The 13,614-nt window shown below is 33.7% G+C and carries 14 protein-coding genes; 9 read left to right on the forward strand and 5 right to left on the reverse strand.

Annotation, left to right across the window (positions count from 1 at the left end; translation table 11 throughout):
• Positions 1-123: 123 nt before the first annotated feature.
• From Q0800_RS12510 to Q0800_RS12520, 3 genes are all read right to left on the reverse strand, one after another.
• Positions 124-351: a hypothetical protein gene (locus Q0800_RS12510; RefSeq protein ID WP_299130326.1), complete on the reverse strand. Its 228-nt coding sequence runs from the start codon at positions 349-351 to the stop codon at positions 124-126.
• Between the two features lie 154 nt (positions 352-505).
• Positions 506-1,030, reverse strand: a complete 525-nt coding sequence (locus tag Q0800_RS12515; protein ID WP_299130328.1) for a DUF6705 family protein — start codon at positions 1,028-1,030, stop codon at positions 506-508.
• 14 nt (positions 1,031-1,044) lie between these two features.
• Complete coding sequence (locus Q0800_RS12520; RefSeq protein WP_299130331.1) at positions 1,045-2,370, reverse strand: hypothetical protein; 1,326 nt, start codon at positions 2,368-2,370, stop codon at positions 1,045-1,047.
• A 697-nt stretch (positions 2,371-3,067) separates the two neighbouring features.
• Here Q0800_RS12520 and Q0800_RS12525 point away from each other — a divergent pair.
• The gene (locus Q0800_RS12525; protein ID WP_299130333.1) at positions 3,068-3,865 is read left to right on the forward strand and encodes a transporter; all 798 of its coding nucleotides are present in this window, start codon (positions 3,068-3,070) and stop codon (positions 3,863-3,865) included.
• A gap of 6 nt (positions 3,866-3,871) precedes the next feature.
• Here the strand turns inward: Q0800_RS12525 and Q0800_RS12530 are convergent, their stop codons facing one another.
• Together Q0800_RS12530 and ytxJ are read right to left on the reverse strand one after the other, a co-directional pair.
• Positions 3,872-4,789, reverse strand: a complete 918-nt coding sequence (locus tag Q0800_RS12530; RefSeq protein ID WP_299130335.1) for a class I SAM-dependent methyltransferase — start codon at positions 4,787-4,789, stop codon at positions 3,872-3,874.
• 8 nt (positions 4,790-4,797) lie between these two features.
• Positions 4,798-5,175 carry a bacillithiol system redox-active protein YtxJ gene (ytxJ, locus tag Q0800_RS12535; protein ID WP_299130338.1) on the reverse strand — a complete coding sequence of 126 codons (378 nt, stop codon included), beginning with the start codon at positions 5,173-5,175 and terminating at the stop codon, positions 4,798-4,800.
• Positions 5,176-5,480: 305 nt separating this feature from the next.
• On the opposite strand from ytxJ, the gene clpB reads away from it, so the two are divergent.
• From clpB to Q0800_RS12575, 8 genes are all read left to right on the forward strand, one after another.
• Positions 5,481-8,087, forward strand: coding sequence for an ATP-dependent chaperone ClpB (gene clpB, locus Q0800_RS12540; RefSeq protein ID WP_299130340.1), 2,607 nt, complete (start codon positions 5,481-5,483; stop codon positions 8,085-8,087).
• Positions 8,088-8,327: 240 nt separating this feature from the next.
• Positions 8,328-8,732 carry a hypothetical protein gene (locus tag Q0800_RS12545; protein ID WP_299130342.1) on the forward strand — a complete coding sequence of 135 codons (405 nt, stop codon included), beginning with the start codon at positions 8,328-8,330 and terminating at the stop codon, positions 8,730-8,732.
• Between the two features lie 184 nt (positions 8,733-8,916).
• Positions 8,917-9,780, forward strand: coding sequence for a TraB/GumN family protein (locus tag Q0800_RS12550; protein WP_299130345.1), 864 nt, complete (start codon positions 8,917-8,919; stop codon positions 9,778-9,780).
• Positions 9,781-10,097: 317 nt separating this feature from the next.
• Positions 10,098-10,760, forward strand: a complete 663-nt coding sequence (gene deoC, locus Q0800_RS12555; protein WP_299130347.1) for a deoxyribose-phosphate aldolase — start codon at positions 10,098-10,100, stop codon at positions 10,758-10,760.
• Between the two features lie 128 nt (positions 10,761-10,888).
• Positions 10,889-11,218: a hypothetical protein gene (locus Q0800_RS12560; RefSeq protein ID WP_299130349.1), complete on the forward strand. Its 330-nt coding sequence runs from the start codon at positions 10,889-10,891 to the stop codon at positions 11,216-11,218.
• 74 nt (positions 11,219-11,292) lie between these two features.
• Positions 11,293-12,186, forward strand: coding sequence for a histidine phosphatase family protein (locus tag Q0800_RS12565; RefSeq protein ID WP_299130351.1), 894 nt, complete (start codon positions 11,293-11,295; stop codon positions 12,184-12,186).
• Positions 12,187-12,342: 156 nt separating this feature from the next.
• The gene (locus Q0800_RS12570; protein ID WP_299130353.1) at positions 12,343-13,089 is read left to right on the forward strand and encodes an SDR family oxidoreductase; all 747 of its coding nucleotides are present in this window, start codon (positions 12,343-12,345) and stop codon (positions 13,087-13,089) included.
• An 11-nt stretch (positions 13,090-13,100) separates the two neighbouring features.
• Positions 13,101-13,614 (forward strand): SMP-30/gluconolactonase/LRE family protein (locus Q0800_RS12575; protein WP_299130356.1); only part of this gene is annotated, 514 nt, incomplete at its 3' end.

Consider the following 13,614-nt stretch of genomic DNA (forward strand, 5'->3'; position numbering starts at 1 on the left):
CGACACTTTTACCATTGTCGAACTCTTTTAAAATCTTTGCAATCTGTTGCGGTGAAAATTTACTTCTTCTCATAATTACTGTTTAAAGTTAAAACTATTTTTATACTTTTAAACAGTTCGGTTTTAAGGGAAGCTTACATAGCCACTATTTATAAGTGTATGGATTTCTTTACCAAAGAATCCAAGATTGGAAAACTGTTGCGAGAATTCATCAAAAGAATTCATATAATTTACAACATCATTAAAGTTATTAAAACTAATATTATCCACATTATTGAAAATTATATTTGTGATATTTGTATGGTTACCAGTTAGTCTAATCGCATCACCTCTTGCCATTGCCTCTGACAACCACTGTTTATTGAAATCTCATAGTTCTTGCGTGGTGCCACTTGTTATGTCACCTAAAATATTTAAGCAGCCGAGGTTTTCTCCTTGCTTAGCAAGACCTGAATTCTACACATCTTCTAATTGACCATCCCATTTCCCAATTAATGTCGTTGTTTTATTCCATTTTTGTCATAATTATATCTTTTGGAATATTATAATTTTCGGATTCTCCAGTTATTTTGAGACCTTGTAATTCTGTAACTTTCCATTCAGCTGTTACTGGGCAATTTAAGCAAGATTGTTGTTGAATTGTTAAGCTTAGGCTTCCTCTTTTTCTTTTACGAGAGGCAACTCCGTTTTCATAACCAATGCTATTATCATCAATTTTAGCACCCATTAAATTGCCATCATTTGAACCACCAAATATGGTATAGCCCCAATGAAAATCTGTACCTGGCGCATAGTAATCAGATTCATATAAAATAGTTTCTGCGCCATTAATAACCTCAATAAGCCAATAATCACCTTTTAAATGCAGATTATCTTCATAAATAGTAACTCTAAAGATTTGGTTGCCTTCTTGATATTCCCAAGTGCCTATAAAAGGTGTTAAGTTTTGCATACTATATTGAGCAGATACTTGTTGGGATTTACAAGAGAATAATAATAAAATCAGTAATGTGTATATTGAATTTTTCATAATGTTGTTTTTTTTTATTTACAAGTATAATCGCGTTCTACTTCTCCGTTTTTTAATCGTATTCTTCTAAATGAAGTAAATGGTGGTTCTCCAGACTGCGTACTGGAAGCATCAAAAAGTGTAAAACCTGCATCGGCCTCATCCATATAGTTTAAAAACTCTTTGAGTACATTTTCATTATTAGTATCAGTCTTTTTAATTTTAGAATTAAGTTTTGGGTTAAAATATTTATCAAAAGTATTATCAAAAGCAGTTTTTGATTCATAATACCTATTTGTGTTTTCCATTGTGGCAAATGGGTCACTAGATGTTACTTCTGTTACATTATCAAAAAACTGCGAATAGAAAAAGTCAACAAATTTTGTAGGGTTGTTGATTGTCAATGCATACTGCGTTCCTTTTTTTGTAGTTAAAAATGCTACAAATTTATTTGTCGCTTTATTATTATAAATAATTTTAGCAATGGCAATTAGATCATTAGGTGAGAAAACAGATAATGTACCACCATCAATATTGGGATGCGTGTGTACAATAGATTTATATTTGTTTGTAGGATTATCGAGTATATCTACAAAAGGATTTTCGGAATTACCTTGCCTTTCACCTAATGCAGTTTCATTCTCAAATATACTTACAGACTTTTCGTAATCGAGATTTAAATTGGGTTGAGACGAGAGTTCAATAAGATTATCTTTAAAATCTTCATTCAATGGATCGTCCAATAGTTCGGTTATTTTTCTACATTCTCTTATTCTACCTAGCTCTTCTTCATCTAGGGCAATACAATCGGCATTATCTGAAACTCCAATATTACCATCATCGAGTCCATCACATGGCCTTGAAGGTATTGTAGATGATCCTCCACCACCTGAACTTCCACCACCGCCATCATTTACCGGAAATCCACCACTACCTGGGGAGTCACCTGCATCTATTGTTTCTGGACATGGGCCATAGGTTAAATCAATATAATAGACTGCACCGCAAGCATCACAGCTCCCATTTGGGTTTGTATCGTCATCTTTACAATCAGAAGGAGAATGTGGATTACCTGCAGCACATTCCCAAGAGCCAACCGCTCCAGTAACGCATAGACCAGTGCTCTTTTGTACAAAAAGTTCATCTAAAGAAAGAAAATTATTTTCTATAAGTTTTACATACCCTGTAAATGGTAGATTAGAGTCTGCCATCCATTCTAATGAAGGTATATACTCTAAAAATTCAGAACCAACTATTTCTTCTTGATTATTTACTTTCACCACCAAATTATAAAATTCGTTGCCTTCCGTTACAGTATAAACTTTAAAGGTATAAAACGTAAAATCACTTTCTTGAACCACAGTTACCTCATCTGTTAATATAATTATTGCAGAATTAGTGTCTAAACCATCCTTTCTATTATATCGCGAATTACTATTTAAGTCTGTATAACTATACAGTTTATCCAGTTGCCTGCTAGGTTTAATTCTATTACTAAACTCAGAGAATGAAATTTGCTTTACTTTAGTTTCTTGATAAATTTAATTATCCAAATTCTCATCGTCCGTGTTACATGACTATAATAGAATCATGGAAATAGTAACAAGTACGGCCTTTGATAAAAATTTCATTTTGTTTTCTGCCATACTTTAATTGGTTTTTAAGTTGGTGATTCAAATTTATGTTTAGTCATTTTATTTTCAAATCTATAATGAGTGAATTATACTTTTAGATTAGTAACTACTATTTGATAAATTAAATTCAAGCTATTTTTAAACTTTGATCTTGAGAAACAAAGCTAGTTTTTAAAAAACATCATGCCAATACCTAACTTTACGTATTTTGCATTGTATTCTAAACTAGAATTAATGCCAATAAATACATTTTGAGCAAAACTAAAGGGAATTTAAAAGCAATACTATACGTAGAACTACGTAATTTTAAACAAAACCAGCGCAATTGAACTCGTTAAAACAATAATTAAAACAAAAGCCATCTATATCTAAAACTGTAAGTCATATTATTTCGTAACTATAATAACTGTAACTTACCAATTGTATGAAGTCCGTAATTTTAGTTTGTATTGTATTATCATCTTTTTGCACTTATGGTCAAGGAAGAATTGATGGATTTTACAGAGGCCAAAGTAATACCACTTTAGTCTTTGGTTATGGTATTGAGGATAGCCAAAGCTATTTAATTGGTAGAGAACCATCAACTTTTGGGAGAACACTTAGGTACTTCAATATGTTTGCGTCTTATGGAGTTTCGGACAACTTAGATATTCAAGTCAGTTTGCCTTATTTAGAAAGCGATACCAATAAAAGTTTACAGGATATTTCATTGTTTTCAAAATACAGATTCTATAATAAAAATACGCTAAGCGGACAACTGCAATTAAGCGCAGCCTTAGGATTCTCTACTCCTGTAAATGATTATGATATTGGTGGCTTAAATGACCTTGGGCAGCAAGCTACTGTAATAGATACAAGAGTCATGGTGCATTACAAATGGCATACCAACTGGTTTGCAACAGCACAGAGTGGTTTTAGCTTTAAACTAGAAGAAGTGCCAAATAGCATACCCTTTGTTTTTAAGATTGGAAAAGCCACAAAAAATTGGTATTACGATGCTTACTACGATTTTCAATATGCGATTGGTGGTATAGACTATAGAGGTACTCCATCTCCACAAAATTTTCGGGAGCTTGGTGTTAGCTACCATAAGCCTGGCGCAACACTCTATCGCAGCCTTGGTGAAAATTTTGGTATCTATCTTACATATAGTTATGTTGTAGATGGCCGTAACGCCTTTATAGGACCATCTTATGGTGTAGGTTTAACTTATGATTTATAAAATCTATTATGCCTTTCTTAACCACAAATTACCACCAGGATTCTTGTAACATAAAGGCATTTCCTTAAAAATAGCGGAATGATAAAGATGTAAATAATGGGAAAAAAGTACAACTTCAAAGGCATTGTTATACATTAAAAACGCTCTGACCAAATAGTCTTCATTCCAGTTTCTTCCGCTATAAACCCATTCTTTTGGATATTCAAAGGGATAAAAAATATCATGAATATGCACAAAAACGCCTTTTTTAATTATAGGAAGAATTTCTAATAAAAGGTAATTGACATCACTTCCGGTTTTTACAATATGGCTGCTATCTATAAAAAGTACGTCTCCTGCTTCAAGTTCTAAAAATTTGTCTTTTGGTACATGTTGTACGCGTTCTTCAACTATTGTAACCTGAGTTTTATCCTTTTCTTTTAAAAGTGATTTTAGTCGCTTTGGATAAGGCTCAATAAATGTTAGTTTCATCCTATTGTCTAAAAACAACTCGTTAGTATCTAACATTACCGCAGAGGAATAACCTGAACCGACTTCTATAATCCTCTTAGGCTTATGATGCCTAAGCATTGAAAATAGAAAAATGGCGTCTGTATAGGAATAATGCGGATTTTCGTAGTTATAGCGAACGTCATCTTTCTTTTTATCTTCAAATGGTAAGTCTTTGTAATACGATTTAAAATTTTGAACTAAAGCAATCTGTTGTTCCGCATTTAAATCTATACCCTCGATGCTCTCTTTATCCTTAGCCGCCCAGATACTGTCTTCGCGACGTTTTATATCCTCTACTGAAACTATTGGCGAATAGAAATGACCTGGCCTAAAACAGGCATTCTTCTTATAGGTTAAATTTTCATTATATAAAACCCTTATGTATGGCAAATGATTCATTAAGGACTTTATGCTATTCTTAATTTTTTTCATAAAAAAGATTAAATCATAGCCTGTAAATCCATCTCATTAATAGCACCATGAGAGGCATGTGCCACCGCTACTCCATTTTTAATGACCAACAGTTGCGGTGATTGATGCATGACCTGAAACTTGTAGCCTGTTTCATTAGATACGTCTCTATAATTTAACAAATCGAGATAATACAAGTCTGCATTCGCCTCAATATCGTAGGCAGATACAAACTGATTCATTACCATACGGCTAATGCCACAACGTGTAGAATGCTTAAATATAAATTGGGTCTTGGTTTTAGACTTTTCTTCTACAGTCTTAAGTTGCTCTACCGTATTTAGTGGAATCCAAGGCAGTACTTTCTCTTCTTTAGGTTCTTTTGAACCAAATAATTTTTTGAACATATGCTAGTTTTAATACAATAGTCGTAACATTTTTTGCGACTTACAAAATGACAAAAAGTCACTTAAACATGAGCCGTACAAGACATTTTGTCGTTTTTTTCTTACTGACTTGTGTTGGTAAGATTATTGAATAAAGATAGTGAAAACAAAAACAATTATTCACCTCGTCATTCAGGGTTTCACAATGGACGAAGTCGAAGTACCAAAGCGAAAAATCTTTTATGAGATTGCCATTCTTCGACTGCGCTCAGTACAAGCCAAATCTTGAAATAATGACAATGAGTAATAAAAATAAATAATAGAATATGAATTTTAATAATTATACCATTAAATCACAAGAGGCCATACAGCAAGCACAACAGCTTGCTCAAGGTCTTGGCCATCAGCAGATAGAAAACGAGCATATTTTCAAGGCGCTTTTTGATGTTGATGAAAATGTATTACCATTCTTGCTAAAAAAGCTGAATGTAAATGTGGCATTGTTGCAACAGATTCTAGACAAAGAAATTGAAAGCTTTTCTAAAGTATCTGGTGCTGATCTTATGATTTCTAGAGAAGCCAGTAAAGCACTCAATGAAGCATCAATCATTGCTAAGAAGATGAATGATGACTTTGTATCTATTGAGCATCTCATTCTAGCCATATTTAAATCTAAAAGTAAGATTGCACAGATCTTAAAAGATCAAGGTGTTACTGAGAAAGGGTTAAATACAGCCATTGAAGAATTGCGTAAAGGCGATCGTGTAACCTCTCAAAGTCAAGAGGAAACTTACAATTCACTAAACAAATACGCCAAAAACCTTAATCAATTAGCAAAGGATGGCAAGTTAGATCACGTTATTGGGCGCGATGAAGAGATTCGCAGGATATTACAAATCTTATCGAGACGTACTAAAAATAACCCAATCTTAGTGGGTGAACCCGGAACAGGAAAAACTGCTATCGCAGAAGGCCTAGCACATCGTATCATTGATGGTGACGTTCCTGAAAATCTAAAAGACAAACAAATCTACGCTTTAGATATGGGAGCCCTTATTGCTGGCGCCAAGTTTAAAGGAGAATTCGAAGAGCGTTTAAAAGCAGTGATTAAAGAGGTGACCACAAGTGATGGCGATATTGTACTTTTTATTGACGAAATACACACCCTTGTTGGTGCTGGTGGTGGCCAAGGTGCTATGGATGCTGCTAATATCCTAAAACCAGCATTGGCCAGAGGCGAATTAAGAGCCATTGGAGCAACAACCTTAGATGAATACCAAAAGTATTTTGAACAAGACAAAGCGTTAGAGCGTCGATTCCAAAAAGTCACAGTTAATGAACCTGATAACGAAAGTGCGATTTCTATTTTACGCGGTATTAAAGAAAAATATGAAACTCATCACAAGGTGCGCATAAAGGATGAGGCTATTATTGGAGCGGTTGAATTATCTAACCGATACATAACCAACAGATTTTTACCAGACAAGGCCATTGACCTTATGGATGAAGCTGCCTCTAAACTGCGTATGGAGATAAATTCTAAACCAGAAGAATTAGACGTCCTAGATCGTAAAATCATGCAATTAGAAATTGAGCACGAGGCTATAAAGCGAGAGAAAGACGAGTCTAAGCTAAAATCTTTAAAAGCAGATTTAGCTAACCTTAAAGAGGAACGTAACGAACTGAATGCCAAATGGAAGAGTGAAAAAGAAGTCGTAGAGAATGTTCAAAATATCAAACAAGATATTGAAAACTATAAGCTTGAAGCCGAACGTGCCGAACGTGAAGGTGACTATGGAAAAGTTGCCGAGATACGCTACGGAAAAATTAAAGAAGCTACCGAAGCGCTAGAAGCGCAGCAGGCAATTTTAGCCAATCAGAAAGAAACGTCTTTAATAAAAGAGGAAGTAACTTATGAAGATATCGCAGACGTTGTGGCCAAATGGACAGGAATTCCTGTAACGAAAATGATACAGAGCGAGCGAGAAAAACTGCTAAAGCTCGAAGATGAATTGCATAAACGTGTTGTTGGGCAAGAAGAAGCAATAGAGGCTGTTAGTGATGCTGTGAGACGAAGCAGAGCTGGGTTACAAAACCCTCAAAAACCTATTGGTACGTTTTTATTCTTAGGCACCACAGGTGTTGGTAAAACAGAATTAGCAAAAGCCTTGGCAGAATATTTATTTGATGATGAAAACGCCATGACGCGTATTGATATGAGCGAATACCAAGAGCGACATGCTGTGAGCAGATTGGTCGGTGCGCCTCCAGGATACGTTGGTTATGACGAAGGCGGCCAGTTAACTGAAGCTGTTAGACGTAAACCATATTCCGTTGTACTTTTAGATGAAATTGAAAAAGCGCATCCAGATACCTTTAATATTTTATTACAAGTATTGGACGAAGGCCGATTAACGGACAACAAAGGTCGCATTGCAGACTTTAAAAACACCATCATCATTATGACTTCTAACATGGGAAGTCAGATTATACAAGAGCGATTTGAAGCCACAAAAGATACACAAACAGCAATTGAAGGTGCTAAAGTTGATGTCTTAGGATTATTGAAGCAAAGCGTAAGACCCGAGTTTTTAAACCGTATAGACGATACGATAATGTTTACGCCTTTATCTAAAGAACATATTGTTGACATTGTCGGACTTCAATTAAAGAGCATCATAAAAATGATTGCACAGCAAGGTATTACTTTTGATGCAACACCAGAAGCTAAAGCGTATCTAGCGGAAAAAGGGTATAATCCAGAATATGGTGCAAGACCTGTAAAACGTGTCATTCAAAAAGAGGTTTTAAACCAATTGAGTAAAGAAATATTGGCCGGACGCGTAACAACAGAGAGCATCATTTTACTCGATGAGTTTGATGGACAATTAGTCTTTAGAAATCAAGGAGATTTAGTGGTTGAAGAAATCTAACTTAAAAATTTTTCATTGATTTGTCGTTTGTAATGATGAGGCTGTCTAAAAAAGTTTGAAAATCGGTTATTCTGTCCCGAAAGCTTTCGGGATTGGTTCAGAATATTAAAATATTGGTTTTCATAAGTTTGTAAAACCTGTAATAACTTCAGATTGGCAAAACATTTATTTTTTAGACAGCCTTATTTTTTTTGACTAAAGATTTACGAACTTCATACCAACCAACAAAACAAACAAACCATGGGATTATTCCATTACTATAATTCTGGTCATGCAGAGATTTTCGTTTTTGACGATTTTCTCATTAAACAAATAAAAGAAGGTGAAGTCATTGATAAAGAAGAGTTAGAAATCTTTAATGAAGTATTAGACAAACATTTCAACAATAAAAATATGGCGTACATCTCCAATAGAGTTACGTCTTATTCTGTTAATCCTCTGGTATATAAAGAAGCCGAAAAAATTTCAAATTTGGTTGCAATAGCTATCATTCCAGCAGATGAAAAAATGAAAGCCAATGCAGAATACGAAAGACAGTTTTACAATAAACCCTTTGGGATTTTTGATAATCTTAGTGATGCTATAAAATGGGTTCATAAAATCGTAGTCAAAGCTAATAGTAAAACAGAAGCTTTAAGTACTTAATCATAAAGTTCAAAATAGCTCAATTACACTGTAACAATAAAGCTTACAATCAGTCTATATAATGATTGGTTGATTAAAGCAACACAGATTATAAACCGATTCTTTAATCGGAAGTAAGATGTGTTGCTTTATTTTTTGTAACAAAATTGTAAATTTCGCTACAAACCAATTATAAAATCCGATCATGAAAAAAATTTTAGTAGTACTCACTATTCTTTTTACATTTCAATTATCCGTTAAAGCACAAGAATTAGAAAACTCAACACTTTGGAAAATTGAAGGCAACGGCTTAGAAAAACCTTCCTATTTATTTGGAACCATACACATAACATGCAACGCCGCTTTAGAAGCAGATGTAAAAAAAGCGCTCGATGAAACGTCGCAAGTTGTTTTAGAAATTGATATGGACGATCCTGCGATGCAAGGAAAAATGATGAAAGGTATGTATATGCAAGGAGGAAAAACCCTCAAAGATTTGGTTTCAGAAGATGAGTTTAATGCTATAGATTCTCTAATGCTAAATAATATGGGTATGTCAGTTAAAATGTTTCAGAACGTTAAGCCCTTTTTTCTATCCGCAATGTTATACCCAAAATTAATCGACTGTGCACCACAATCCTTTGAGACTGAATTAATGAAAGTTGCAAAAACACAAGGAGAGGAAATCTTAGGGCTAGAAAGCATCGAAGATCAAATAAAAATATTTGATGAGATACCTTATGAAGACCAAGTAGCAGATTTAGTTAGGAGTGCAAAAGACAATTTAAAATACGACAGAGCGATGTTTGCCGAAATGTATAAAGTTTATGACCAAGAGAATATTACTGAAATGGTAAATATGATGAATGATGACAATTATACAGCTTTAGCAAACTATCAGGATGAATTTTTATTTAAACGAAATAAGAAATGGATCTCAAAAATCAGTGATTACGCTAAAGATCAACCCACATTTTTTGGTGTAGGCGCTGGCCATTTAGCAGGTGAAGAAGGGGTGATTAATTTGCTGAGAAAGGCAGGTTATAAAGTAACTGCTGTATTAGACTAACTAAATCCTTTAGTATCTATAACTCTAAAGTGATCTTTAGATATAGACGCTGTTGCAAACTATTTAGCTAAAAACTGATTTCATCTTAAAAACCACAATCCCTAATTATCAATACTTTACGTTGCGTTTATTTAATTTTTCGATGAAATACATGTTAAAATATCGGATTTTTACGCATTTTATCGGATAAATCAGTATTTTTACAGAGCTATTAATTCTATTATTATTTAAAAGATTTTAATTCACTTGTCTGGCAACACTCTAGTAAAAAAGAGTGTTACAAATAAAGAGAAAATTATACCCTACTTTTAATTTTAATGGAATTAAATAATTATTTTGACCACACCTTGCTAAGTCCATTAGCAACAGAAGCAGATATTCTTAAACTCTGCGATGAAGCCCTAAAATATCAATTTTACGCTGTTTGCGTTAACAGTTCTTATGTCCCATTTGCCAAGCAAGCATTAGGACAATCTAAAATAAAAATATGCACCGTTGTTGGTTTTCCGTTGGGTGCCATGTCTACAGAAGCAAAAATATATGAAGCAAAAAAAGCTATAGAACAAGGAGCTTCAGAAATAGACATGGTAATGAACGTAGGCAGGTTAAAAAGTAAAAATTATGTAGCTGTACTTAAAGATATTGCCAACGTAAAAAGCGCAATTGGTATAGTTCCGTTAAAAGTGATTTTAGAAATAAGCGAGCTATCTAAAAACGAAATTGTAAAAGCCTGTGAAATCTGTGTAGATGCCAGAGCAGATTTTGTAAAAACATCTACTGGCTTCTCTAAAAGTGGAGCAACACTTACAGCCGTAAAAATCATGAAAAAGAGCATGAAAGGTCAATTAAAAATTAAGGCTTCAGGCGGAATTAGTGATCTACAAACGGCTTTAAAATATGTTGATGTTGGTGTGCACAGAATAGGTACCTCATCTAGCGTCGATATTATTAATGAAGACTATTCCGAAGCAGCTTCTTAATCGCATCAATTTTGCTACGCAACCATTTATAGATTTTTGTATCTTCATATAAAGCAAAACTCGTTTTACTGTTTTTTTTATTCCTTTTCAGTTGCAATGATGATGATATTGAAATTCAACCTTTAATTGTGGGTAGTTGGCAATTGGTAGAAACTCAGGTCAGCTTTGGTGCTGTCTCAACATTTTATGAAGACAATGATGTAACATATACTTTCAATTCTGATGGCACTTTAGAAATCATAAGCACTATTGCAGAGTTTGAATCACAGATTACTACATACGAAATAACTGAAGATTGTTTTTTTGAAGATTGTCCACCTGATTTAAGTTTTCTTGTTACCGATATTATTACAATTGGAGATTATAGAAATTTATTATTGCAAATTGATGAGGAAATCTTAAAATTTGGGACTAATGATATCGGAGATGGAACAGATTTCATATTTGAGCGTCAATAACAGGTTTAACATTCATTTCAAAACTATCTTATTATACTATGCTATATTTGAGATTATTAACTAATCCATCTCAAATGAAATCTATATTATTTTCATTAATCTTATGCTTCACATTTGTGTCATTCGGTCAAGATTCTGATAAGTCGCAGATTGAAACCACACTGAACAACTATATTGATGCATTCTACAAAGGCGATACTACAAAATTAAAATTAGCCATAAAGCCAAGGCTTAACAAATTTGGCTATTGGAAAAATAAAGAATCTGGTGCATACGAATATTATGCACACATGACTTACGATAAGGCCATGGATTTTGTACAACGTATGAAAGATGAAGGTCGTACAAGAGATGAAGATAAAATTAGAACGGTTGAAGTTTTAGATATTGGGAATCATATAGCCACTGCAAAGGTTATAGCAGCTTGGGGAATTGATTACATTCTACTTTCTAAAGATGATAATAAATGGATGATAGAGCAAGTCATCTGGGAAGGCCCATATTTAAATGAATACAAAGACGATACAAAAACTGCAACTACAACATACTACCTTATAAGACATGCAGAAAAAGACCAGTCAGACAAAAGTAATATAGATCCTCACCTTACAGAAAAAGGTCTAGAAAGAGCCCAGAATTGGTCTAACACCCTCAAAGACGTAAAGTTTGACATGGTATATTCTACAAATTATCATAGGACCAAAGAAACTGCTGCACCAACAGCCAAAGCCAATGGTGTTGAAGTTACATTCTACGATCCAAGAAACATGAATCTTAAAGAATTTATGGCATCTACCAAGGGCAAAACAGTTTTAATTGTAGGTCATAGTAACACAACGCCAATGTTTACAAATGGCTTATTAGGTGATAAAAAGTATGACATGATTGCAGAAGATAATAATTCTAATCTCTACATTGTGACTATTTCCAAGGATTCTAAAACATCCACGCTGTTAAAGGTTGATTAACTCTAAATCAATAGTTTAAAATTCATTTTATCGATAAAAGACTATATATTTCACCCTTTATAGGATTTTAAAGTCAATACGCAGATAAAAAATTTAGAATATAAAATTAAATAGCTAGATTTGACCGTATAAACTTAACCAAGTTAGCCAACTTTTATGAAGACAGTTATGTTATTAGGTGGTACTAAGGGTGTCGGAAAAGAGATCCTTAAATCTTCCTTAGAAAAAGGCTATAATGTAGCCTTCTGCGGTAGAGATGCTCAACTCGCTTCTGAAATCATTAAATCCTCAAACGCTAAAGAGCGCTTATACTTTCATAACATTGATCTTAACAGTATTGATGGTATTAAAGATTATTATACCAATACTATTGAGAGATTCAATAAAATAGATGCCTTAATACTGTATGCAGGCATTACACCTGTATCTTCAATAATAGATACCGAAGAAGACTTATACGATAGTGTTTTTAATGTTAATTTAAAAGCACCATTCTTTCTTTTAAAACATGTTCTACGTTCCATGATGAAATTTAAATCGGGTTCCATAGTATTTTTTGGCTCAGCTCATATGGATTATGGCCAAGAAGACAGAACAGCTTATGCATTAACAAAAAGCACACTAAATACCCTTTCTACCCATATAGCACGTCATTACGCTAAATATGGGATTAGATCTAATTACTTAGTAATGGGCTGGACGAGCACAGAAGGCGAATTAGAGCTACGAAAAAAAGAAGGTATCAGTGAAGATGAATTAAAAGCTAATGCAGGAAGCATAATCCCAATGGGACGTATGCTTAATCCATACGATCCTGTTCCTGCAGTGATGCACTTTATCTCGGATGACTCTGCAATGACTACAGGTTCTATAATGCGTGTTACTGGTGGTGAATACATATAAAAAACTAGTGTATGAATTCTAATCTCATTTACTTTTCGCAATCAGCTGAACTCTTTGAAGGGCCTGTTTTCGATATAAAACATAAGCTTTTATACTTTGTGTCTATTTTAGACAATTTAGTGTATTGCTATAATCCTGAGTCAAAAGAAGTGCTAAGTATAATGCTAAGTTCACCCACAAGCTGTATTTATATTCAAGATTACAAGGAAGTCATCGTTTCTTCTAAAGATGGTTTTTATCGCATCAATTTTAATACGTTAAACGCTGATTTTAAATTTCAAATAGATATCTCCCAAAACGTTAGATATAATGATGGTATTGCAGATGCCAAAGAACGTTACATCATTGGCACCATGGGCTATCCTGAAATTATTAAGGGTATTGGCAACGTCTATTCTTATCATAAAGACAACTCTAAAATCATAATTGCAAATACAACGATTTCCAACGGTTTAGCCTTTACAGCCGATAATACAACACTTTATTTTATTGATACACCAACTAAAAAAGTTGCTAAATATAATT

It is taken from the genome of uncultured Winogradskyella sp. (assembly GCF_937958655.1).
Classification (GTDB): domain Bacteria; phylum Bacteroidota; class Bacteroidia; order Flavobacteriales; family Flavobacteriaceae; genus Winogradskyella.